Genomic DNA, 21,390 nt, shown 5'->3' on the forward strand with positions numbered 1-21,390 from the left:
TTGCCTAAATTCTGGTTTAATATGATATGCTAAACTTGAGAACGAAGTGAGCTTCATGTAATATAATGGGTAAATATACATAGACAAAAAGACCTAACGTGGTGGAGAGTGGAGGTATCCAGTGAGAGACAAGGTAATGGAGCGATGGAGCACATATGAACCTTTCTATGTCTTGTTAGGCGATCAGAAAGTGGCGGATATCGTCATTACAAATCACGCCAAGTCCCGCTGGAGCGACCGGATCGCGAAAGAGGAGGCGGATGCCGAATCGATCGCCGCGTTTATGTGGGATTGTCTTAAGCAAGAACGGATAGCGTCATATTATCGCAATGAACAAGATGTTTATTTGATCGATGAAGACATTGTGGTCGTAGCTGAGTTTGCCCAATCCGATCGGGATTTTGATCTAACTGGTGAACCAATGGTCAAAATGATCGTCGTTACATTCCTCGGCAAAATGTCGGAGACGATGGAGTTGCGTGATTTGAAGACGTACTACTCTTGGTTGCGACATACGAGACGCATGACGCTGGTCAAGAACAGCCGCAAGCATAAATAACGATATAACGTAAGAGCCGTTTCCAATAGGGGAGACGGCATTTTATTTCTTTGATAACGAGTCATTATGATGGAACATCATTGGATGAAACAGCGTGAAGCCGTTTCGATTTGCCCGCTCTTATGCGTTATAATACATATACTTAAGGCTTGAGAGAGGATGAAGGGCGGATGGGGTTGAATTTTCACCAGCTTCATATATTTTATAGCGTAGCGACGCGAGGGAGCTTCTCTGCTGCTGCGCAAGCGCTGCACATGACGCAGCCGGCGGTGACGATGCAAATCCAAGCGCTGGAAGAGTATTTCGGAACGAAGCTGCTGCATCGTTCTACGAAGAAGCTGCAGCTTTCTGAAGCTGGACAGAAGCTTTTTCCTTATGCGCAGCGCTGTCTCGAGCTTGTTCGTGAGACAGAGGAAATGATGTCGAACTACACGCTCGATCTGCAGGGGAAGCTTGTGCTGGCCGCTAGCTTGACGATTGGAGAATATGTGCTCCCCCATGTGCTCGGCACATTCGCGAAGCTGCATCCGCAGCTTGATATTCACCTCCGAGTTATGAATTCATCGCAAATCGCTGAAGGAATTCGTTCGCAGCAGCTCCATCTCGGCCTTGTCGAGGCGCCGGTAGCTGATACCGATATTAGCTTGGAGCCGGTCATGGAAGATGAACTGTTGCTCATCGTGCCAAGAGAGCACCCGTTGGCGCAGACGAACGAAGTGGAACTGCAGGACGTGTTGACGTATCCGTTCGTTCTGCGGGAGCAAGGCTCGGGTACGCGTCTCGTTATGGAAGAGGCTTTGCGCGAGCAAGGAGTGCACCCAGAGCAATTGCAGGTTGTGATGGAGCTCGGCAGTACGGGAGCGGTCAAGTCGGCAGTGGAGGCCGGAATTGGCGTGACGATGCTCTCGCCTTCAGTCGTAAGGCATGAGCAAGCGCTTGGCTTGGTGAAAGCTGTCCGGATTCAGCATATTCGTATGAAACGCCAATTTTATGCCGTGCATGCGCAGTCTGGACTGCTATCGCTGCCGGCGACTACATTTCTTACATTTCTGCGAAATAGGCAAGGAAAGGGGGTGCTGCAATGACACCATTTTTCGATGGACCTGAGTCTATGGCAACGAACGATGCTTCATTACTATCGACAGAAGGGCTTGAGGGGTCTCCCGCCTCAGCAGGCGGCGCCGATCTGCACAGTCATACGACATCTTCTGATGGGATGATGACGCCGTCAGATAACGTCCGCCTTGCCTGCAAGGCGGGGCTTGAGGCGCTTGCGATAACAGATCACGATACGGTTGCCGGGGTGAAGGAAGCGCTGAAGGCTGGACAGGAATACGGCGTGCGCATTGTGCCAGGGGTTGAGATTAGCACGGTGGAGGACGGAATTGATATTCATGTGCTCGGTTATTTCATGAATATTGAGGATGAGCTGTTCCTAGAGCGCTTGGCCAGCCTGCGCGCCATCCGTGATCGGCGCAATGACATGCTCGTGGCCAAGCTGACCGAGCTGGGCATACCGCTAACGATGGACGAAGTCATCGCTGAATTGGGGCGCCCGTTATCCCCAGGCGAGACGGTAGGACGCCCCCATATTGCCGATGCGCTTGTACGGCGCGGAGTGGTGCGCAATATGCAGGAGGCGTTTGAGCTTTATCTTGGCACCGGCGGAAAGGCTTACGTCAACCCGCCGCGTATCCGCCCGCACGAGGCGGTGGCTTGGATACATGCGGCCGGAGGTGCCGCTGTGCTCGCCCATCCGGGCTTGTATGGGTCGGATGAATTGGTGGAGCGCATTGTGGGAGCTTCGCCTTGGGACGGCATAGAGGTGTGGCATTCTGATCATTCGTTAGAGGACAGCAAGCGTTACGGCGTTCTGGCAGCGCGTTGCGGGCTCATTATGACAGCAGGATCGGACTTCCACGGCGCCCGCCGCGGCGAAGTGTTCCATGGAGCGCTGGGCGGCCGCCGGGTCGGAATGGAGGCAGTGGAGCGGCTTCGAAGCAAAGGCGACAAGTATAAAGTAAAGGGATTATAGTACACAGGAAGGCTAAATATCGTTAAGGAACGCCACGAAATTCTAACTGTGATTGCGTTTTACTGGGAGAGGAGGGGCGAAATTATTGAATCAACAACATTTCGATCCCAATGTTCTATCTGAACGGCAGCTCTCAAATGAGAAGCTGATACGTGACCGACGACTTTTTGTAAAAGCGGCTATTTTGTATGCCGTGTTGTTCATGCTCAGCATCCGATTTCCCCACGGATATACTTGGTTCGAAGGAATAATGAATTGGCTCGGCATCCCTACCGTATTTCAGATCGGGAATAATACGAGAATAATTCTAACCGGACTTCCCCTATTGATTGGGGTGATCGTGATGTTGCGGATGCTTGCCCGCTCCTTGAGCCGCAAGCGGGTGCGGATCGGCATTGTGGCATTCCTGCTGCTGGTGTGGGCGCCGAATTATGCGGTCAACTTGTATCAGACTTGGTTCGGAGAAGGGATCTACGCGCTTCAGTTCGAACAGACTATAGGCAGATGCCAATTACAACACGGAGTTGCGTACTGGAAAGGGGAATGCAGCCTAAAGGCCGTTAATTACGAGTCGCGGACGGTGCGAGCATATGTGACTCTCCACGCAGATGATCTGGACGGAACGCACGCTTCCTTGAAGGAACTTCCGCTCGGCGAGGTCGATTTCTCTCCTGGACATAGTGTGGCGGTAGTCAAAGTCCATCTGCCGGATTCTGAAGCTAACTCTAAAAATTCCACAAATGTTGCTGTTTCCAGCACGATATTATTCCAGCAAGCAATCGTGACGGATGGCAAGCGTGTCCGCAATTTGTCAGACACGCGGTGGCGCAGAGCCGATACATGATCAGTATGCTTCGCAAGACGTAGAGTGGGCGAAGCAGAGCTGCTATCATAATTTAAGGCTGTCGAAACTCTCTCGACAGCCTTGCTTTAGCCTGACACGGAGTCAGGCTTATTATTTTTTGATTATCAATGGCTGCTCTGCAATTTTTTTGTTGCACTTGAGCTGCGATATGCAGTTGAGTACCGGATGGGCACCGTCCGACAGTGAGCAATGTTTCGCGCTTTTATCCCCCGGACTTCATCGTGACCGGCATTTGGTCGATTCGCTTGCTGTCCGGCGTGATGAACAGCGTCTTCTGCCGTTCATAAATGACGAATCCGGGCTTCGCTCCATTCGGCTTGCGGACGTGGCGAATCAGCGTGTAGTCGACAGGGACTTGGCTTGAATTTTTGGCTTGGCTGAAATAGGCGGCAAGCTGCGCCGCTTCCTCTAGTGTAGTGTCTCCGTATTGCTCGCTTCGAATAACGACGTGCGATCCTGGGATATCCTTCGTATGCAGCCACGTATCGTTCGGCTTTCCTAGCCGATTGCTTACATATTCATTTTGCAGATTGTTCTTGCCGACATAAATCGGAATACCCTCTGACGAAGTAAAGCAATGCAGCGTAGGGCGGCTATCCTTCTTTTTACGTTTCCCCTTGCGATTGCGATCGCGCAAATATCCTTGCTCGACAAGCTCCTCCCTTATTTCCTGCGCGTCCTGCACGTTCGCCTCACTCAGCTGCAGCAGCAGCGTCTCGAAATAACGATTCTCCTCTTGCGCCGCTTCCATCTGCTCTTGCACGACCGCAATGCTGTTTTTCGCTTTGTTGTATTTTTTAAAATACCGTTGAGCGTTATCAGAAGGCGACAGCAGCGGGTCGAGCGGTATCGTTATCGTTGCGCCGTTCTCATCGTAGAAATTGAGGAGATCCACCTCTTTGTCACCCTTGGAAATGGTGTGGAGCGAGGTGAACAGCAGCTCGCCCATAATACGGTGGCGATCTGCGTCTCGGGCCTCATGCAGTGTCTCGGAAAGCTTCTCCAGCTTCTTGGTATTCTTCGTGCGCTCCTGTTGCAGGAAGCGGGTTAAGTCTCCGACCCGTTGCTTGATCATATCCCGTTCCGCTTTGTTCCCGTAGAAGGCTTCTATACAGTCGCTCATCGACTCGAACGTCGACGCAATGCCGGAAATATGCGTCAACGATACTGCTGAGAAGTAGGTTTTGCCATGATCGTCTTCGACAAGCGTAGGCATATAATGATGCTCGCGAATCTCATTCATGAGTCCAGCAAAAGCATTCCACAGAGACTGGATATGCGACTCGGTCGTGAGGCTTTCCTCGCGCGCGAGGCCAGAGCGAAACACAATCTCTTCAGCCAAACGGGGGCTAATGCCAGACATGTGCTGGACAAGCCATTTGGAGCCGGTCATGTTCACCCGCGTCTGTTCGCTCTCTTGCGCTTGCTCGTTCTCCTGTGTGTCGCTTTCATTGTTCCACAGGGAACGGAACTGTGACTCGCTAACCGTCAGCGGATTGGACTTATGCTGCTCGGGAGGCGCCGTATAAGCAAATCCAGGCATGACGATGCGATAACTGCTGATGGCCGGCGTGACATGGTGTATGCCGTCGATGATCGTTGTGGCCGATGGATCGAGCAGGATGACGTTGCTGTGTCGTCCGGTCAGCTCCACGACGAGCGTCTTCACGGACTCATCTCCGAGCTCGTCCCGCTGGCGAATTTGCATATGGACGACGCGCTCCATGCCGACTTGTTCGACACGCTCAATAATGCCGCCTTCGCAATTTTTCCGCATCAGCATGCAGAACATTGGCGGTTCTGGTGGATTGGAGAAGGTTTGCTCCGTGAAATGAATGCGTGGATAGGTCGGATTGGCGGAGAGCAGCAGCTTGCGATTTTTGCCGGCTACCCGCATGTGCAGCAATAAGTCGTGATCAGTCGGTTGATAAATTTTATGAATGCGTGCGCCGATCGTCTGCTGCAGTTCATGAACGATTGCGCGGGTTACGATTCCATCTAAAGACATAATAGTTCTCCTATCTATCGCCTCTGCGATCCAATGGATAAGTACGTGTTCAAAAAGGGATAACCCCTATAAGTGCTGCTGGGCAACCAGAGCAGGACTCATACGGATGGGACTGCATCCCTTAATGTTGGAGCTATCTCCTATGATGCCATATTTTTGCGCAAAACTTAAGCACTGGAAGGAACAATGGGATATTTTTAGACTCGTCCGAATAGATTTAGCCTAAAGGCTGTCTGCTTGGACGCGCTGTACGGCCGCCAATGCATAGCCATTATTGCGTGACAACCTCTATTATTGGGTAGGAAAGGGGAACGGACCATGGATCAAATCAAGTGGCACCAGTTAACGGCGAATGACTTGCTTCATGCGCTGGGGGTCCACGCCGAACAAGGATTGTCGGACGAAGATGCGGCAGCGCGTCAGGAACGCTACGGGCGCAATGAGCTGTCGGAGGGGAAACGCGTGTCGCCATTGGCGTTGTTTTTCAACCAATTTAAAGATTTCATGGTGCTCGTGCTGGCCGGGGCCACGCTTGTATCGGGAATGCTCGGGGAATATCTCGATGCCATCACGATCATCACGATCATTCTCCTTAATGGAGTGCTCGGCTTCGTGCAGGAATTCCGGGCGGAGCGTTCGCTGCGTGCACTGAAGCAGCTCTCTGCCCCTATGGCAAAGGTGATGCGATCCAGCAAGCTATGCCACATCAATGCGAACGATCTAGTGCCAGGTGATATCGTGCTCCTGGAAAGCGGGGACCGCTTGCCAGCTGACGTCAGATGGCTCTCGACGAGCAGCTGCTATGTGGAGGAATCGGCGTTGACAGGAGAATCGGTTCCTGTAAACAAGCACCATAAATCGATTAGACAGGACGAATTGCCGTTAGGAGATTTGAAAAATATCGGCTTCATGGGAACGATGATGACCCGAGGTACGGGGAGGGGCGTCGTTATACGGACAGGGATGGACACGGAGATGGGCAAAATTGCGCACATGATTGAAAACACCGAATCCATGGATACGCCACTGCAGCATCGTCTGGAGCAGCTCGGTAAAATTCTCATTATTGTCGCGCTTGCGCTCACCGTAATGGTCGTCGTTGCCGGCATACTTCACGGACAACCAGCGATGGGCATGTTCTTGGCCGGCGTCAGTCTGGCCGTGGCTGCTATTCCTGAAGGGCTGCCTGCCATTGTGACGATTGCGCTCGCGCTTGGCGTTCAGCGCATGATTAAGCGCAAAGCGATCGTGCGCAAGCTGCCTTCCGTGGAGACGTTGGGCTGCGCTTCGGTCATTTGTTCGGATAAGACCGGGACGCTTACGCAGAACAAAATGACAGTTACTCGCATTTGGATGGGCGGAAGAGCACTGGAAGTAAGCGGGGAAGGCTTTGAGCCTGCAGGTCAAGTCACCGAGCAGGGTAAGCTGCTCGACATGAAAAATGATCAGGCGCTGCGTCGGTTTCTGCAAATTAGCGCGCTATGCAACAATGCTGTGCTGTCTGAGTCCTATCCGTCCGAGTTGCGTTCGACGAAGGGGATCGGCCAACAGACGAAGAAGGCAAAAGAAGCGAAGAAACAGGGAAGTGAGGAGTTAAAACCGATATGGGACATTAAAGGAGACCCGACAGAAGGAGCGCTGCTTGTACTGGCTGCCAAGCTGGGAATGACATCGCAGACATTGGGCGGTATGTACGCGCGTATGGAGGAGTATCCTTTTGACTCGGAACGGAAAAGAATGTCCGTCATCATAACACATCAAGGCGGAAGAAACGTGCTTACCAAAGGAGCGCCTGACGTGCTGCTTGACCGCTGCAACTATATATTGTGGGATGGCAAGGTGGTTCCGCTCACAGCTGGCTTGAAGCAGAAGGCTCTCGCCGCGAACGAGGAAATGGCCAAACAGGCCTTGCGAGTATTGGGACTAGCTTACCGCGAATTAAAAGCAAGCGAATCCTCGGCTCATGAATCCGCGGTTGAATCGCAGCTTATCTTCGTGGGCTTGGCAGGCATGATAGATCCGCCGCGCCGTGAAGCGAGGGATGCGATTGCGGTCTGCCGCCGCGCTGGCATTAAGACGGTCATGATCACGGGTGACCATCAGCTGACAGCGGAAGCGATTGCGCATCAGCTTGGCATCATACCACATGGCGGACAGACGGTGAACGGTGTCCAGTTGGCACAGATGGATGACGATGCGCTCGACAAGGTCATCGATACTATATACGTGTACGCGCGCGTATCGCCAGAGCATAAGCTGCGCATCGTAAAATCGCTTCAGCGTAAAGGGCATGTCGTCGCCATGACCGGCGACGGGGTGAATGATGCGCCAGCGATTAAAGCGGCCGATATCGGCATCGCAATGGGCATTACGGGAACGGATGTGTCGAAAGAGGCGTCGGCGCTCATTTTAAGCGACGATAACTTTGCCACCATCGTTGCCGCGATCGAGGAAGGCAGGGGCATTTACGAGAACATTCGCAAATTTATCCGCTATTTGCTTGCTTCCAATGTCGGCGAAATATTGGTAATGTTCTTTGCTATGATGCTCGGACTTCCGCTGCCGCTCATCCCTATTCAGATTTTATGGGTGAATCTGGTGACCGATGGACTGCCTGCCATGGCGCTCGGTGTTGATCAGCCGGAGAAGGATTTAATGGAGCATCGGCCGCGCACGGCGAAAGAGAACATTTTCGCTCGGCGTCTGGGATGGAAAATAATAAGCCGGGGGCTGCTCATTGGCGTATGTACACTGATCGCGTTCTGGCTTACGTGGAGTGTTGACCCGAACAGCGCGGAGCAGCTGACGAAGGCGCAATCAGTTGCGTTCGCGACGCTTGTAATGGCTCAATTGATTCACGTCTTTGATTGCCGCAGCTCACGTTCCATCTTTCACCGGAATATTTTCCAGAACCGGTATTTGGTACTGGCCGTCGCATCGTCAATCCTGCTTCTGTTGGCTGTCTTATATGTCGAGCCGCTGCAGCCTATATTTAAGACGGTTCCGCTTCATTTCAGAGATTGGGCGATTACGTTTGTCATGGCTGGCATTCCGACATTTTTAATGGGCATCGGCTCCGTATTGAGCGGACAAAAATCCGGGAAATCTAGAGGGAAGCCGGCATATACTTCCAATCGGCGTGCCGCGTAGTTCTGATTGCAGAAGCTTTCCGTAGGAAACATACTTCGGAAGCATCGGCTCTTCGAGGGTGAACACAAGATTCGACGTCGAATCTATTTCCTGTTACACTGCGTGAGCAAAAGGGAATTTTTGAACTAGAGGAATAGTACAAACATTGGTGCACTCCGTGAATACACATTCCCGCTCGGATTGCGGTATCCTAGTGACATCAGTCAGGGACGGCCGCCCGCAAGAGGAGTTGGGGATGAAATGTTATTCACGAAAATGCATGGGTTAGGCAACGATTTTGTCATCGTATACGGAGAAGAGACACTGCCCGACCGGGTGGCAGAGCTGGCGATTACCGTCTGTGACCGTCACTTTGGCGTAGGTGCAGACGGGTTAGTATATATTTTGCCTTCCGTGCGGGCTGATTTTATGATGCGAATCATTAATTCTGACGGAACGGAAGCTGAACAGTGCGGCAATGCGATCCGCTGTGTTGCCAAATATGTCGTCGATAACCGCCACGCTGTCTCAGACGAGCTGACGATCGAGACGAGAGGCGCTGGTGTGCAGCGGGTGCAGCTGAACCAAGTTAACGGGAAAGTTGAATCGGTACGGGTCGACATGGGTGAACCTGTCTTGGAGGGGCTGAAGGTGCCGACCACGATCGATGAGAAGCAGATTGTCGCTCATCCTATAGAAGTGGACGGCAGGTCATTCCAGTTCACGGCGGTATCGATGGGCAATCCGCATTGTGTCATTTATGTGGAAGATGCTGCTTCCTTCGACCTCGCTGCATGGGGGCCGAGGCTGGAAACCCATTCGCTGTTCCCTCGCAAAATAAATGTAGAATTTGCAACGGTCAAGTCGCACAGCGAAGTGGACATGCGCGTATGGGAGCGAGGAGCAGGGCCAACGCTTGCCTGCGGAACGGGGGCATGCGCCACGCTTGTGGCGAGCGTGCTGAACGGATTGACGGACCGTCAGACGACCGTATCGCTTGCTGGCGGCGAACTGTGGATCGAATGGGATGCGGCGGATAATCATGTGTATATGACCGGGGCCGCTGAGGTTGTATTTGAAGGCCGCTGGGCGTAAGTTAAGTTTGGTCCGCGGATGTCCTGTCCGTCCCATCAGGACGGACGACCGTTTTTGTAAGGTGTACACGCACAAGCGTAGAAACGAAACGCACATATATGCATTTTCATGAAAAAAAGACGCTCCAGCGGGGCGTCTTTTGTTTCAAGAATGAACGTTTCTTGTTAGAATGTAGGATAAGTCATGTTGAACAATCATGGGAGAATGGGGTGCAAGACAGGATGAAAGACTTTCGCGAGGCGTTACAAGAGCAGATCATTGTCGGCGATGGTGCGATGGGAACCTATTTATATCAGCTTGGATATCCTGTTGGCATTTCATATGAAGCATTAAATGTAAGCGAGCCAGATATGATTCGCGATATCCATCAGCGTTATGTAGCAGCGGGAGCCCGCTTGCTTGAAACAAATACATTTACGGCCAATCGTGAGAAGTTGTCCAAGCACGGTTTGGAAGACAAGGTAAAGGAAATTAACCGCGCAGCAGTCCGCTTAGCTCGTGAAGCGGCGCAGGACCGCGCATATGTGGTGGGGGCGTTAGGCTCCATCCGTGCGGGGAAACGGGAAAATATTCATACCGATCAGGTGAAGCTCGATTATACGGAACAGTTGTCTTCTTTATTAGAAGAAGGCGTGGACGGCATCATGTTCGAAACGTTCTATGATTTGGAGGAAATGCGGCTTGCACTCCAGATTGTTCGCAGCTTGGATGAACAGGTCCCTATCATTTGCCAGTTCGCCGTAGAAGAATCGCAGCGGACAAAGGATGGGGTAAGGCTGCTCGATGCTTTCCGTATTTTGCGTGAAGATGGGGCTGATGTGGTCGGCTTGAATTGCCGTATGGGTCCAAATGGACTGTTGCGAGCGATGGAAAGTGTCCAAGGTCAAATTGCGCTTCCGATGTCCGCATTTCCGAATGCGGGGCTTCCCGACTATGTTGACGGACGCTATAATTTCGTCGCGACTGCCGAATATATGGCGGAGAGCGCTGTTCATTTTGCCCAGATGGGCGCCCGGCTTATCGGAGGGTGCTGCGGAACGACGCCTGAACATATTCAGACGATTGCCGCAGCATTGCAAGATATCGATGTTCCTGCATTGCCGCTCAATACTGAATTGGATGCAGCCAACGGGGATATGAACAGATTGGAGGTTCAACAATATCCCCATAATATAGAAGAGACAGGGGACGGCGATCAGGCGGCGAGCTCCATCGTCGATATGGTTCGTACGCGACATACTGTCATTGTTGAACTGGACCCGCCGCGCGACTTGGACATTGCGAAGTTCATGAAGGGAGCGGAGGCGCTGCAAAAAGCCGGGGCAGATGCGATTACGTTGGCGGATAACTCGCTTGCCGTTACGAGAATGAGCAATATGGCGCTCGGTTATCTGGTATTGGATAAGCTTGGCATGCGGCCGTTGGTTCATATCGCATGCCGCGACCGCAATCTCATCGGCACTCAGTCCCATATGATGGGTTTGAACGCACTTGGCATCGACCACGTGCTGGCCGTCACGGGGGATCCGGCGCGATTCGGTGATTTGCCTGATTCCAGCTCGGTTTACGATTTGACTTCCTTTGAAATTATACGCATGATTAAGCAGTTGAACACAGGGTTAGCGTTCTCTGGTAAGCCGCTCAAACAGCGAGCGACCTTTGTCGTCGGGGCAGCCTTCAATCCGAACGTGAAGCATTTGGACAAAGCCATCGCGCGTCTCGAGCGGAAGATTGAAGCGGGAGCGGACTACATTATGACGCAACCGGTATATGACGTCGCGCTAATCGAACGCATTGCTGAAGGAACGAAGCATCTGAACGTGCCGATCTTTATCGGCATCATGCCGCTGGCGAGCGGAAGAAACGCGGAGTATTTGCATAATGAGGTTCCAGGCATCGAGCTTTCCGATGAAGTCCGAGGCCGTATGAAAGGACTCGAAGGTGAGGCGGGGCGCCAGGAAGGCGTAGCAATCGCCAAAGAATTGCTGGACGTAGCAGTAAATCATTTTAAAGGCATTTATTTTATGACTCCATTTATGTTCTATGAAATGACGGCCGAATTGACGCAATACGTATGGGAAAAAGCGGAACGGCAGACAGACCCCTTGTTTCGACTAACATAATCAATTAAAATAGGATAATGGATGTGGTTCTCATGGTTTACAGCATGACCGGATATGGTCAGTCCGCACGCGAGATTGGCGGATACAAACTAAGCATTGAAGTGAAATCCGTAAACCATCGATATTGTGAAATCATGCTCCGCATGCCGCGTGAATGGACAAGCCACGAAGATCGTCTGCGCCGTATCGTGCAGCAGCACGTGAAGCGCGGCCGAATTGATGTGTTTATTAACAAGGAGCGTGAAGGTGAAGCGAAGACGCTGGTCGAAATTAACGACCAGACGCTCGAAGCTTACATGCAAGCCTCTCAATTGCTCCGTGATAAATATGGCGTATCGGGAGAATTGTCCGTTGATGATTGGCTTCGCCTGCCTGATATTATTACGATCCGAGAAGAGACATCATGGTCCGAGGAAGAACTTGCTTCTTGCTTGGAATCGGGATTGACCGAAGCAATGGATGGATTATGCCGGATGCGCGCCATGGAAGGCAGCCACCTCAACCGGGATCTGGCAGAACGGCTGGGCCGCTTACAGTCGCTTCATGTGGAAATGATGGAGTGGGCTCCGGTTGTTGTGACCGAGTACCGAGCCAAGCTTAAACAGCGTATAGAGCAACTGTTGCATGCGAATTCTTCCTTTGACGATCACAAGTTCGGCATGGAAGTAGCATTGTTTGCGGAACGCTCCAACATTGACGAAGAATTGACGCGGTTAAAGAGCCATTTTGGACAGTTCGGACAGCTGCTCCATAGCAGTGAACCGATAGGACGCAAGCTTGATTTTCTTATCCAGGAAATGAATCGGGAAACGAACACCATCGGCTCCAAGGCGAACCATTTGGAACTTGTCAACCGGGTCGTCGATATGAAAGCTGAGCTGGAAAAGATTCGCGAACAAGCCGCGAATATTGAATAAACTAGGAGCGTTCGAATTTAGAGGGAGGACCTGTAATGGCGATCAAGCTGATTAACATCGGTTTTGGTAATATTGTATCTGCCAACCGAATTATTTCCATCGTGAGCCCGGAATCGGCTCCGATCAAACGAATCATTCAAGAAGCACGTGACCGCCATATGCTTATTGACGCTACATACGGTCGTCGAACACGTGCGGTTATCATTACGGACAGTGACCATGTCATCTTATCCGCCGTACAACCGGAGACGGTAGCGCACCGTTTATCAACTAAGGATGACGACAACGACGAATAAAGATGGAGACGAACATGAATAAGGGGTTATTATTTGTGCTTTCCGGCCCGTCTGGAGTCGGTAAAGGCACGGTGTGCAAGGCGCTTCTGAAAAAAATGCCTGATTTGATCTATTCCGTGTCCGCCACGACCCGCCAGCCGCGGATCGGCGAGACGGACGGCGTGAATTATTTTTTCAAATCACGCGAACAATTTATGCAGATGATCGAAGAGGATCAATTGCTTGAATATGCCGAGTATGTAGGGAATTATTACGGCACGCCGCGCGATTTCGTCGAGCGCACACTCGAGGAAGGACGCGACATCATCTTGGAGATTGAAGTCCAAGGTGCGCTGAAAGTAAAAGAAAAGTTCCCTGACGGCATTTTTATATTCTTGCTTCCGCCTTCGCTGGACGAGTTGAAGGACCGTATTCGCGGTCGCGGAACGGAGAACGACCACGTCATCGATCATCGTATGAATGTAGCGGTTGAAGAGATCGCGCTCATGGCGAACTATGATTACGCGGTCGTGAATGACGAGATTGACTTGGCTTGCGAACGTATAGAGAGCATCGTTATTGCCGAACATTGTAAAATTGAGCCTAATGAATAGGCTGAGCAGGGCGCACTTTTCACGAAGTGTGCCTTGTCACGGTTCATTGTCGATACACGCTTCGGACTAAGTAAATCAGTCAAGAAGCACTAAGAAAAGGAGTGTTGAACTATGCTTTATCCATCTATTGATGAACTGATGAAGAAGGTAGACAGTAAATATTCTTTGGTCGTTGCCGCTTCTCGCCGGGCGCGTCAGCTGCGTGACGGAAACCGTACGGAGATGACTCAGCCAAAATCGCACAAGCAGGTTGGTGTGGCGTTGGAGGAAATTTACGGTGATAATATTTTTATTCAACAAGGTACACAAACGCAAGAACGCTCAAAAACGGTTCTGTAATTGCGTGTTCAAAAAGGGGCTTTTTGAACAACCTCTGTAACGGAAAACGCGTATCGTATGCGGGCTGCTTGGATCGGGGTCTGCTTATTCAAGCAGGGATATCGAACCAAGTATGCTCTTAAATGAGTCTATAATCCAAATAACAACCGAAAGGTTGTTATTTTTTTCAAGGTTGTATATTTTTAATGTAATGAAAAAACGCTTGCATGAAACGTAACGGAAAGGCGGGAGCGTATGCTGCAAGGGAAAACGATAGTGCTCGGAGTTACTGGTGGGATCGCGGCTTATAAAGCCGCGGCTCTATGCAGCAAATTAAAGCAGGAGGGTGCGGAGGTGCACGTCATTATGACGTCGTCCGCCACTCAATTCATCTCGGAATTGACGTTTCAGACGCTGTCGCGTCAGAACGTGTATACAGATACGTTCGATGAACGGGATGCATCGGTCGTGTCCCATATTCATTTGGCGGATCATGCCGATTTGGTCCTTATCGCACCGGCGACGGCCAATGTGATCGCGAAGATGGCTCATGGACTTGCCGATGATATGCTAACGACGACCGTGCTGGCGACGATGGCCCCGATCTTGGTGGCTCCGGCCATGAATGTGCATATGTACGCTCACCCTGCGGTGCAGCAGAACATGGACGTGCTGCGGCAACGAGGCGTCATGTTCATTGAACCGGAAGAGGGTCTGCTTGCTTGCGGATATACGGGCAAAGGCCGGATGGCTGAACCGGAGCATATCGTGGAGCATGTGAAGCAGTGGTGTGCCACAGCAAAGGAACAAGCGGTCAGTGAGGTGGCGCTGCCAAGCAAGCTGGGCCATGATGCCGAACTTCAACCTGGACTGGGCGGCGGGGAAGAGTTGCTGTCCGGCCGAACGGTGCTGGTCACCGCAGGCGGTACGCTGGAACGAATTGATCCGGTCCGCTATATTACGAACGATTCTTCCGGGAAAATGGGGTTCGCCGTTGCAGATGCGGCACGCAGTATGGGAGCGAAGGTTATTCTCATAGCGGGACAGACTCAGGTTGCTCCACCGGAAGGCATGGAGGTTATCGCGGTCGAATCGACCCAAGATATGTTCGATGCGGTGACGTCCCAATACGACAACGCCGATATTGTCATTATGACAGCGGCCGTGGCGGATTATCGGCCAGTTAACCGGGCGACGCAGAAATTAAAAAAGACCGGTGAAAAGCTAATTATCGAGCTGGAGCGCAATCCGGATATTTTGGAGGAGCTGGGCAAGCGGAAAATGCATCAGTTCCTCGTCGGGTTCGCGGCAGAGACGGAGCACGTAGAGCAGTACGCCATCGATAAGCTGCGGCGCAAACGGCTTGATCTGATTGTAGCGAACGATGTGTCGCGTTCTGATGCAGGGTTCCGTTCGGACAATAATGAAGTGTTGATCTATGAGGAACAAGGCTTGGTGGAACGCATTCCGCTCATGGCGAAGACGGGAATCGCGAAGCGTCTGCTGCACATCGTAGCTGAACGGCTTCCGGCAGGTTCCGGTCAGCGGATGCTTACTGCCGAAGAGGTGCGTTCGCTTGAATAGAGATGGAGTAGTGATGACGATGAGCTTCGGGACAGAGTCGGGCTTCGAAGAGGAACGGCATGGTCTTGTGGCTCAAGTCATTGTGGATGTATCAAGTAAAGCAACGAACCGTCCGTTTGACTACGCGGTTCCCGACGACATCGCGTCGTGGGTGGAAGTCGGCAGCCGGGTTGGCGTGCCGTTCGGCGGACGCACGGTTCAAGGCTTCGTCATCAGATTGTCGCATTATACCGATGTGCCGCTACATCGTTTGAAGCCGCTGCAGCAATTGCTTGATGTCGTCCCGCCGCTGCCGCCAGACTTGGTGGAACTGGCACAATGGATGAGCGCCCGCTATGTCTGTACGCAGACAGCCGCCCTGCAGGCGATGATTCCTGGGGCGATGAAAGGCAAGCGGGAGAAGGCGGTGCAGCTTGGGGAGGATGCGATTATTTTTCTGCAGCATCCTCATCATTCCGCTGCCTCCCTGCTCGGGGAACAGCTCGAGCTACGGCCTGCCTCTGTGCTGGATCACCCGCTGACGCGTGAATTGTTGGCTTATGTGAAGCGGCATGAACCGATAGCAGCACCGAAGCTGCTGCAGGCTTTTCCGGATGCGGCACGACTTATCAAAGAGGCAGTGCAGCACGGATGGCTCGTAGAGACGGAGCGAATTAAGGACCGTATCGGAGTTAAAAAGCTGAAGCGGGTGCAGCTAGCTGTCGAGCAGGCGGAGCTCAATGAACTGCTCGAAGCGCTCGGCAGTCGAGCTCAGCGCCAGCGCGAGGTGCTGGCACAGCTGCTGGAATTCGGAGGCGAGCTGCCGCTTAAGGATTTGAATACTTCCGCCGTGAAGGCGCTGCAAGCGAAAGGCTATGTCGTTGTCGATGAAGTGGAGGTTATGCGCGATCCATTTGCGCACCGCCAGTTCCAGCCGTCGCGACCGTTGCCGCTCACAGAAGAGCAGCAAGGTGTATTTGACTCCTTGATCGAGGCGTTGGATGCTGAACGGCATCAATCGTTCCTGCTGCACGGCGTGACCGGCAGCGGAAAGACGGAAGTGTATTTGCAAGCGATTGATCGCTGTCTGCAGTCAGGCAGAGAAGCGATCGTGCTCGTGCCGGAAATTTCGCTCACACCGCAGATGGTTGAGCGTTTCAAAGGCAGATTTGGTTCCAAGGTGGCTGTGCTTCACAGCCGTCTGTCGCAAGGGGAACGGTATGACGAATGGAGAAAGATTCGCGAACGCCGCGTACAGGTGGCTATTGGCGCGCGTTCTGCCGTGTTCGCCCCCTTCGCCCGCATCGGGCTTATTATAATGGATGAAGAGCATGAGACGTCTTATAAGCAGGAAGAAACGCCAAAATATCATGCGCGGGATGTGGCGATAGAACGTGCGCGGCAGCACGGGGCAGTCGTTGTACTCGGTTCCGCTACCCCGTCGATGGAAACATATTATGCAGCCAGGCTGTATGGCAGCGATACTTTGCCGCGCGGTCTAGAGCCGCCGGCCTGGAACTTAGCGTCGGTCGCCATGCCGACCCGTGTCGGCGGGAGAGAGCTGCCGCCGGTCACAATTGTAGATATGCGAGAGCAGCTGAAGCTGGGCAACCGCTCTATGTTCAGCGCTCCGCTGGAGAAGGCACTGGAAGAGCGGCTTGAACGGAACGAACAGACGGTGCTCCTCCTGAACCGCCGCGGTTACTCCACCTTTGTCATGTGCCGGACGTGCGGCTATGTGGCTCAGTGCCCAGAATGCGACATTTCGCTTACGTACCATATGAAGACCGGCCATATGCGCTGCCATTATTGCGGCCATGCGGAACGGGCTCCTTCGGTTTGCCCTTCCTGCGAGAGCGAGCATATTCGCTATTTCGGAACGGGTACGCAGCGGGTGGAGGAGCAGCTGGCAAGACGATTTCCAGGCATTCGCGTCATCCGCATGGATGTGGACACAACATCGGAAAAAGGCTCACATGAACGGATGCTGCAGCAATTCCGTGAACGGAAGGCCGATGTGCTGTTAGGCACACAAATGGTGGCAAAGGGACTTGATTTTCCCTATGTTACGCTGGTTGGCGTTATTGCGGCGGATTCGGCATTGCATATGCCTGATTTCCGGGCGGCAGAGAAGACGTTCCAATTGCTCACCCAGGTGGCCGGCCGCGCAGGACGGCACGATTTGCCGGGCGAAGTTGTCGTGCAGACGTATGCGCCTGAGCATTATTCCGTCCTTCACGCGTCGAAGCACGATTATGCGGCGTTTGCATCTGACGAGCTGCGCCATCGGCGCAATCAAATCGTGCCTCCGTTCTGCCGCTTGGCGCTCCTGTCGATGACGCATGAGCAGTTGCCGCTGCTCGTCCGCGTAGCGGAGAATGCTGCAATGCGCTTAAAGGAGCTGGCTGAACAGCATGGTTGGCTCAAGCCGCTTGATTCGCACGCGGACGCGGTGGACATTCTCGGTCCGGTCGCTTCTCCGATTCCACGGATAAAGAACCGCTACCGTTTTCAATGCGTCATCAAATGCAGAGGCAACGTGGATTTATCGGGACTGATGGCAGAAGCGATGGCTGAATTCGATTCCATTTCGAAAGAGCAGGATATTTGGTTTAGCGTCGATATAGATCCGCAGATGATGATGTAGTTGTATTGAAAATAGTTATGAGAAATCATTTATAGATAAAAAAGGAAGGTGTGCCTGATGGCATTGCGCATCATTGTACTTGAACCGGATCCGGTTCTTCATCAAATCGCGAAGGAAGTACCTAAAATTACGCCCAATATTCATAAGCTGCTGAACGATATGGCGGATACGATGTACCATGCCGAAGGCGTAGGGCTCGCCGCTCCGCAAATCGGCATTTTAAAGCGCGTTATTGTCGTTGATGTCGGTGACGAGCACGGATTAATCGAAATGATTAACCCCGTGATTGTGGAGACGGAAGGGGAGCAGTTCGGACCTGAAGGCTGCTTGAGCATTCCCGGGCTGAACGGTGACGTTCGTCGGCATCAGAAGGTAAAGGTGAAGGGACTGGATCGCCACGGCAATGAATTTACGCTGGAAGCGACTGATTTCTTGGCCCGCGCCTTCCAACATGAGATCGACCATTTAAACGGGGTACTCTTTACTGAAATTGCGGAACTCGTATATGAGGTGCCCCGCGAAAGTAGGGAATAAGCAATGACCAAAATTGTATTTATGGGAACGCCGGCATTTGCCGTGCCATCCTTGGAGATGTTACTGCAAGAAGGCTATGAAGTAGATGCTGTCGTTACGCAGCCGGACCGTCCGGTTGGCCGCAAGCGGGTATTGACGCCGACTGCGGTCAAAGCGGCGGCGCTGCAGCACAACCTTACCGTATGGCAGCCGGAGAAGCTGCGTGTCTCCTCTACGATTGAAGATATTCGCTCGCTGCAGCCGGATCTTATCGTGACGGCGGCTTACGGGCAAATCTTACCGAAATCGGTGCTCGACATTCCACGCCTCGGCTGCATTAATGTCCATGGGTCGCTGCTGCCGAAATATCGCGGCGGCGCGCCGATTCAGCGTTCGATTATGAACGGGGAGCCGGTGACGGGTGTGACGATTATGTACATGGCGGAAGGGATGGATACGGGGGACATGATAAGCCGTGTTGAAGTTCCGATCACAGACGCCGATAACGCGGGGACGATGTTCGAGAAGCTGAGCGCGGCGGGCTCTGACCTGCTGCGCCGCACGTTGCCGGAATTGATTGCGGGACGCGCGGAAGCTGCACCGCAAAATAATGACGAAGCAACGTATGCCCCGAACTTGAAGCGCGAGGATGAGCAAATCGATTGGACGCGTCCGGCACAGGACCTCTTCAATCAAGTACGGGGACTCGTTCCGTTCTCCGGCGCGTTTACGATGTGGAACGAAGAAGTGTTCAAAGTGTGGGCGTGCGAAGCGCCTGCCGACGCGTCTTCGAACGCCGGTGGACGTGAGCCGGGAACCGTATTGACCGCGGATGCGCGTGGGATTGAAGTGCAGACGGGCGCAGGCACGCTGCGTCTGACCGAGGTACAGCCAGCGGGCAAGAAGGCGATGCCGGCTGCTGAATTCGTGCGCAGCGGGAAGCTGAGTCAAGGGACGGTGCTGAAGTGAGCGAGCGTGGGTCCCAACCAACCGGCAAGCGGCGCACGGCGCGTGACGTAGCGCTCGAGGTGCTCGTTCAGGTGGAGAAGGAGCATTCGTACAGCAATCTGAAGCTGAATGAAGCGCTGCAAGTGGCGAAGCTGGAACGTGTCGACGCGGCGCTTGCGACAGAGCTTGTGTACGGCACGATACAGCGGCTGAACACGATTGACGGCGTTCTCGAGCAGAAGGTGCAGCGCGGGCTGGCGAAGCTGAAGCCGTGGATGCGCAATCTGCTGCGTATGAGCGTGTACCAGCTTCGGTATTTGGATCGCGTGCCGCCCCATGCGGCGGTGAACGAAGCGGTCGCGATTGCAAAGCGGCGCGGCCAGCAGGCGATGGGCGGCTTCGTGAACGGCGTGCTGCGCGCCGTTATGCGCGAGCCAGAGCTGTGGAATGCTCCGGCTGCGGACGAAGCGGTCAGCCGCATTGCATGGGAGCATTCGCACCCGGCGTGGCTCGTGGACCGCTGGATCGAAGCTTACGGCGAAGCGGAGACGGAAGCGATGTGCGCGGCCAACAACCGGCCGCCGCACGGCAGTGCACGTGTGAATCGGCTGCAGGCCGACCGGGAGGCGCTGCTCGCCGACATGCAGGCGAGCGGGTTGAACGTCAAGGCGTCCGCGGTGACGCCGGACGGCATCGTCGCGGAAGGGGCGGGCAATCTTGCGCACAGCGTCTGGTACCGCGAGGGTCGCTTGTCCGTGCAGGACGAGAGCTCGATGCTCGTCGTGCAAGCGCTGCGGCCGGAAGCGGGGAAGCGTGTGCTTGACTGCTGCGCCGCCCCTGGCGGCAAGTCCACCCATATCGCCGAAGTGATGGGCGACACAGGGGAAGTCGTCGCGAACGACGTTCACGCCCATAAGGTGGCGCTTATCGCCGAGCAGGCCGCCCGCCTTGGGCTGAAGTCGTTGCGCACGATGAACGCCGATGCGGCGACGCTCAGCGAAGTGCTGCCGCAAAGCAGCTTCGATGCGGTTCTGCTCGACGCGCCGTGTACCGGCTTCGGCGTTATCCGCCGCAAGCCGGACATCAAATGGACGAAGCATCCGGAGGATGTATCGTCCATTGCGGCGCTGCAGGAGCGGCTGCTCGCCGAAGCTGCGCGGCTCGTGCGGCCGGGCGGCCGTCTCGTCTACTCCACGTGCACCGTGGAGCACGTGGAGAACGAAGCCGTCGTGCGCGCATTCCTCTCCGAGCAGGCGCACGACGGCTGGGAGCTTGATGAGACGTGGAAGGCCGCACTGCCTGCCGAAGCGCTCGCTGCGGCGCTCGAGCGCAGCCCTGCCGGGATGCTGCAGGTGCTGCCGCAGGACGCTGGCTCCGACGGCTTCTTCATCGCCTGCTTGACGAAGCGCAAACGCGGCCGTCTAGCAGGCGTCGGAACGCGGAGTCCAGAGCGGAACAGTCTTCAGGCATTGCCACGAAAGCCTTCTTCCTGAGCAGGCTTATAGAGGTATTGCAAAAAGTTCATTTTTTAATACCAGGCATCCCAAGATGTGATTCGACATCGAATCTTGCATTCACTCTAGAAGAGCCTATGCTTCCGAAGTTGTTTTCCTGCGAAAACCTGTACTTCCCGGTGCTAAAAAGTGACCTTTTTGAACACGCACTTCTATTCAAATCCAAAGCCGCAATGTTCAAGAGAATACTCCTGAATATTGCGGCTTTTGTTGTGCGTGATCCGCTCTGGGACTGGCTTCCAAGCTATGGCTTTTAGCATGACTGCC

At 53.5% G+C, this 21,390-nt stretch carries 17 protein-coding genes; 16 read left to right on the forward strand and 1 reads right to left on the reverse strand.

From position 1 onward, the window contains the following. Positions 1-121 precede the first annotated feature (121 nt). The 4 genes from A372_RS0131075 to A372_RS0131090 all read left to right on the forward strand — a co-directional run bounded on the left by A372_RS0131075 (position 122) and on the right by A372_RS0131090 (position 3,438). Positions 122-559 (forward strand): hypothetical protein, encoded by a 438-nt coding sequence (locus A372_RS0131075; protein ID WP_019424852.1) that lies wholly within the window; start codon positions 122-124, stop codon positions 557-559. A 170-nt stretch (positions 560-729) separates the two neighbouring features. Further along, positions 730-1,644: a selenium metabolism-associated LysR family transcriptional regulator gene (locus tag A372_RS0131080; protein WP_019424853.1), complete on the forward strand. Its 915-nt coding sequence runs from the start codon at positions 730-732 to the stop codon at positions 1,642-1,644. Continuing rightward, on the forward strand, positions 1,641-2,594 hold the full coding sequence (locus A372_RS0131085) for a PHP domain-containing protein (RefSeq protein ID WP_019424854.1): 954 nt from the start codon (positions 1,641-1,643) through the stop codon (positions 2,592-2,594). The genes A372_RS0131080 and A372_RS0131085 overlap by 4 nt, the downstream gene beginning before the upstream one ends. Before the next feature lie 85 nt (positions 2,595-2,679). Continuing rightward, positions 2,680-3,438 (forward strand): hypothetical protein, encoded by a 759-nt coding sequence (locus tag A372_RS0131090; RefSeq protein ID WP_019424855.1) that lies wholly within the window; start codon positions 2,680-2,682, stop codon positions 3,436-3,438. A 223-nt stretch (positions 3,439-3,661) separates the two neighbouring features. Here A372_RS0131090 and A372_RS0131095 read toward each other — a convergent pair whose 3' ends face one another. Further along, positions 3,662-5,467, reverse strand: a complete 1,806-nt coding sequence (locus A372_RS0131095) for an Rqc2 family fibronectin-binding protein (RefSeq protein WP_019424856.1) — start codon at positions 5,465-5,467, stop codon at positions 3,662-3,664. A 318-nt stretch (positions 5,468-5,785) separates the two neighbouring features. Between A372_RS0131095 and A372_RS0131100 the strand changes: the two genes are divergently transcribed. The 12 genes from A372_RS0131100 (at position 5,786) to rsmB (ending at position 21,102) form a co-directional block, all read left to right on the forward strand. After that, positions 5,786-8,617: a calcium-translocating P-type ATPase, SERCA-type gene (locus tag A372_RS0131100; protein WP_019424857.1), complete on the forward strand. Its 2,832-nt coding sequence runs from the start codon at positions 5,786-5,788 to the stop codon at positions 8,615-8,617. 240 nt (positions 8,618-8,857) lie between these two features. Further along, the gene (gene dapF, locus A372_RS0131105; RefSeq protein WP_019424858.1) at positions 8,858-9,691 is read left to right on the forward strand and encodes a diaminopimelate epimerase; all 834 of its coding nucleotides are present in this window, start codon (positions 8,858-8,860) and stop codon (positions 9,689-9,691) included. A 221-nt stretch (positions 9,692-9,912) separates the two neighbouring features. After that, entirely contained in the window at positions 9,913-11,814 is a 1,902-nt protein-coding gene (locus A372_RS0131110; RefSeq protein ID WP_019424859.1) for a bifunctional homocysteine S-methyltransferase/methylenetetrahydrofolate reductase, read from the forward strand. A 32-nt stretch (positions 11,815-11,846) separates the two neighbouring features. Further along, positions 11,847-12,731 (forward strand): YicC/YloC family endoribonuclease, encoded by an 885-nt coding sequence (locus A372_RS0131115; RefSeq protein ID WP_019424860.1) that lies wholly within the window; start codon positions 11,847-11,849, stop codon positions 12,729-12,731. A 35-nt stretch (positions 12,732-12,766) separates the two neighbouring features. After that, positions 12,767-13,027 (forward strand): extracellular matrix/biofilm regulator RemA, encoded by a 261-nt coding sequence (remA, locus tag A372_RS0131120; protein WP_005548256.1) that lies wholly within the window; start codon positions 12,767-12,769, stop codon positions 13,025-13,027. A 14-nt stretch (positions 13,028-13,041) separates the two neighbouring features. Next, on the forward strand, positions 13,042-13,620 hold the full coding sequence (gene gmk / locus A372_RS0131125) for a guanylate kinase (RefSeq protein WP_026011406.1): 579 nt from the start codon (positions 13,042-13,044) through the stop codon (positions 13,618-13,620). Between the two features lie 111 nt (positions 13,621-13,731). Then, positions 13,732-13,959: a DNA-directed RNA polymerase subunit omega gene (gene rpoZ / locus A372_RS0131130; RefSeq protein ID WP_019424862.1), complete on the forward strand. Its 228-nt coding sequence runs from the start codon at positions 13,732-13,734 to the stop codon at positions 13,957-13,959. Between the two features lie 234 nt (positions 13,960-14,193). Then, complete coding sequence (coaBC, locus tag A372_RS0131135) at positions 14,194-15,522, forward strand: bifunctional phosphopantothenoylcysteine decarboxylase/phosphopantothenate--cysteine ligase CoaBC (protein WP_019424863.1); 1,329 nt, start codon at positions 14,194-14,196, stop codon at positions 15,520-15,522. A 19-nt stretch (positions 15,523-15,541) separates the two neighbouring features. Beyond that, positions 15,542-18,148, forward strand: coding sequence for a primosomal protein N' (priA, locus tag A372_RS0131140; RefSeq protein WP_192813656.1), 2,607 nt, complete (start codon positions 15,542-15,544; stop codon positions 18,146-18,148). Between the two features lie 57 nt (positions 18,149-18,205). Continuing rightward, the gene (gene def / locus A372_RS0131145; RefSeq protein ID WP_019424865.1) at positions 18,206-18,682 is read left to right on the forward strand and encodes a peptide deformylase; all 477 of its coding nucleotides are present in this window, start codon (positions 18,206-18,208) and stop codon (positions 18,680-18,682) included. A gap of 3 nt (positions 18,683-18,685) precedes the next feature. Further along, a complete protein-coding gene (gene fmt / locus A372_RS0131150; protein ID WP_019424866.1) occupies positions 18,686-19,630 on the forward strand; it encodes a methionyl-tRNA formyltransferase in 945 nt (314 codons plus the stop codon). Next, positions 19,627-21,102, forward strand: coding sequence for a 16S rRNA (cytosine(967)-C(5))-methyltransferase RsmB (rsmB, locus tag A372_RS0131155; protein WP_019424867.1), 1,476 nt, complete (start codon positions 19,627-19,629; stop codon positions 21,100-21,102). Before fmt ends, rsmB begins: the two co-directional genes overlap by 4 nt. Positions 21,103-21,390 lie beyond the last annotated feature (288 nt).

Origin of the sequence: Paenibacillus sp. OSY-SE (assembly GCF_000283315.1) — a bacterium.
GTDB classification, from domain to species: Bacteria; Bacillota; Bacilli; order Paenibacillales; family Paenibacillaceae; genus Paenibacillus_B; species Paenibacillus_B profundus.

What these genes read in the sequence shown, in the direction of transcription:
- A372_RS0131080 (WP_019424853.1), top strand. Translation starts at nt 730, where the DNA reads ATGGGGTTGAATTTTCACCAGCTTCATATATTTTATAGCGTAGCGACG.
- A372_RS0131085 (WP_019424854.1), top strand. Translation starts at nt 1,641, where the DNA reads ATGACACCATTTTTCGATGGACCTGAGTCTATGGCAACGAACGATGCT.
- A372_RS0131095 (WP_019424856.1), bottom strand. Translation starts at nt 5,467, where the DNA reads ATGTCTTTAGATGGAATCGTAACCCGCGCAATCGTTCATGAACTGCAG.
- A372_RS0131100 (WP_019424857.1), top strand. Translation starts at nt 5,786, where the DNA reads ATGGATCAAATCAAGTGGCACCAGTTAACGGCGAATGACTTGCTTCAT.
- dapF (WP_019424858.1), top strand. Translation starts at nt 8,858, where the DNA reads ATGTTATTCACGAAAATGCATGGGTTAGGCAACGATTTTGTCATCGTA.
- A372_RS0131110 (WP_019424859.1), top strand. Translation starts at nt 9,913, where the DNA reads ATGAAAGACTTTCGCGAGGCGTTACAAGAGCAGATCATTGTCGGCGAT.
- A372_RS0131115 (WP_019424860.1), top strand. Translation starts at nt 11,847, where the DNA reads ATGGTTTACAGCATGACCGGATATGGTCAGTCCGCACGCGAGATTGGC.
- remA (WP_005548256.1), top strand. Translation starts at nt 12,767, where the DNA reads ATGGCGATCAAGCTGATTAACATCGGTTTTGGTAATATTGTATCTGCC.
- gmk (WP_026011406.1), top strand. Translation starts at nt 13,042, where the DNA reads ATGAATAAGGGGTTATTATTTGTGCTTTCCGGCCCGTCTGGAGTCGGT.
- rpoZ (WP_019424862.1), top strand. Translation starts at nt 13,732, where the DNA reads ATGCTTTATCCATCTATTGATGAACTGATGAAGAAGGTAGACAGTAAA.
- coaBC (WP_019424863.1), top strand. Translation starts at nt 14,194, where the DNA reads ATGCTGCAAGGGAAAACGATAGTGCTCGGAGTTACTGGTGGGATCGCG.
- priA (WP_192813656.1), top strand. Translation starts at nt 15,542, where the DNA reads ATGAGCTTCGGGACAGAGTCGGGCTTCGAAGAGGAACGGCATGGTCTT.
- def (WP_019424865.1), top strand. Translation starts at nt 18,206, where the DNA reads ATGGCATTGCGCATCATTGTACTTGAACCGGATCCGGTTCTTCATCAA.
- fmt (WP_019424866.1), top strand. Translation starts at nt 18,686, where the DNA reads ATGACCAAAATTGTATTTATGGGAACGCCGGCATTTGCCGTGCCATCC.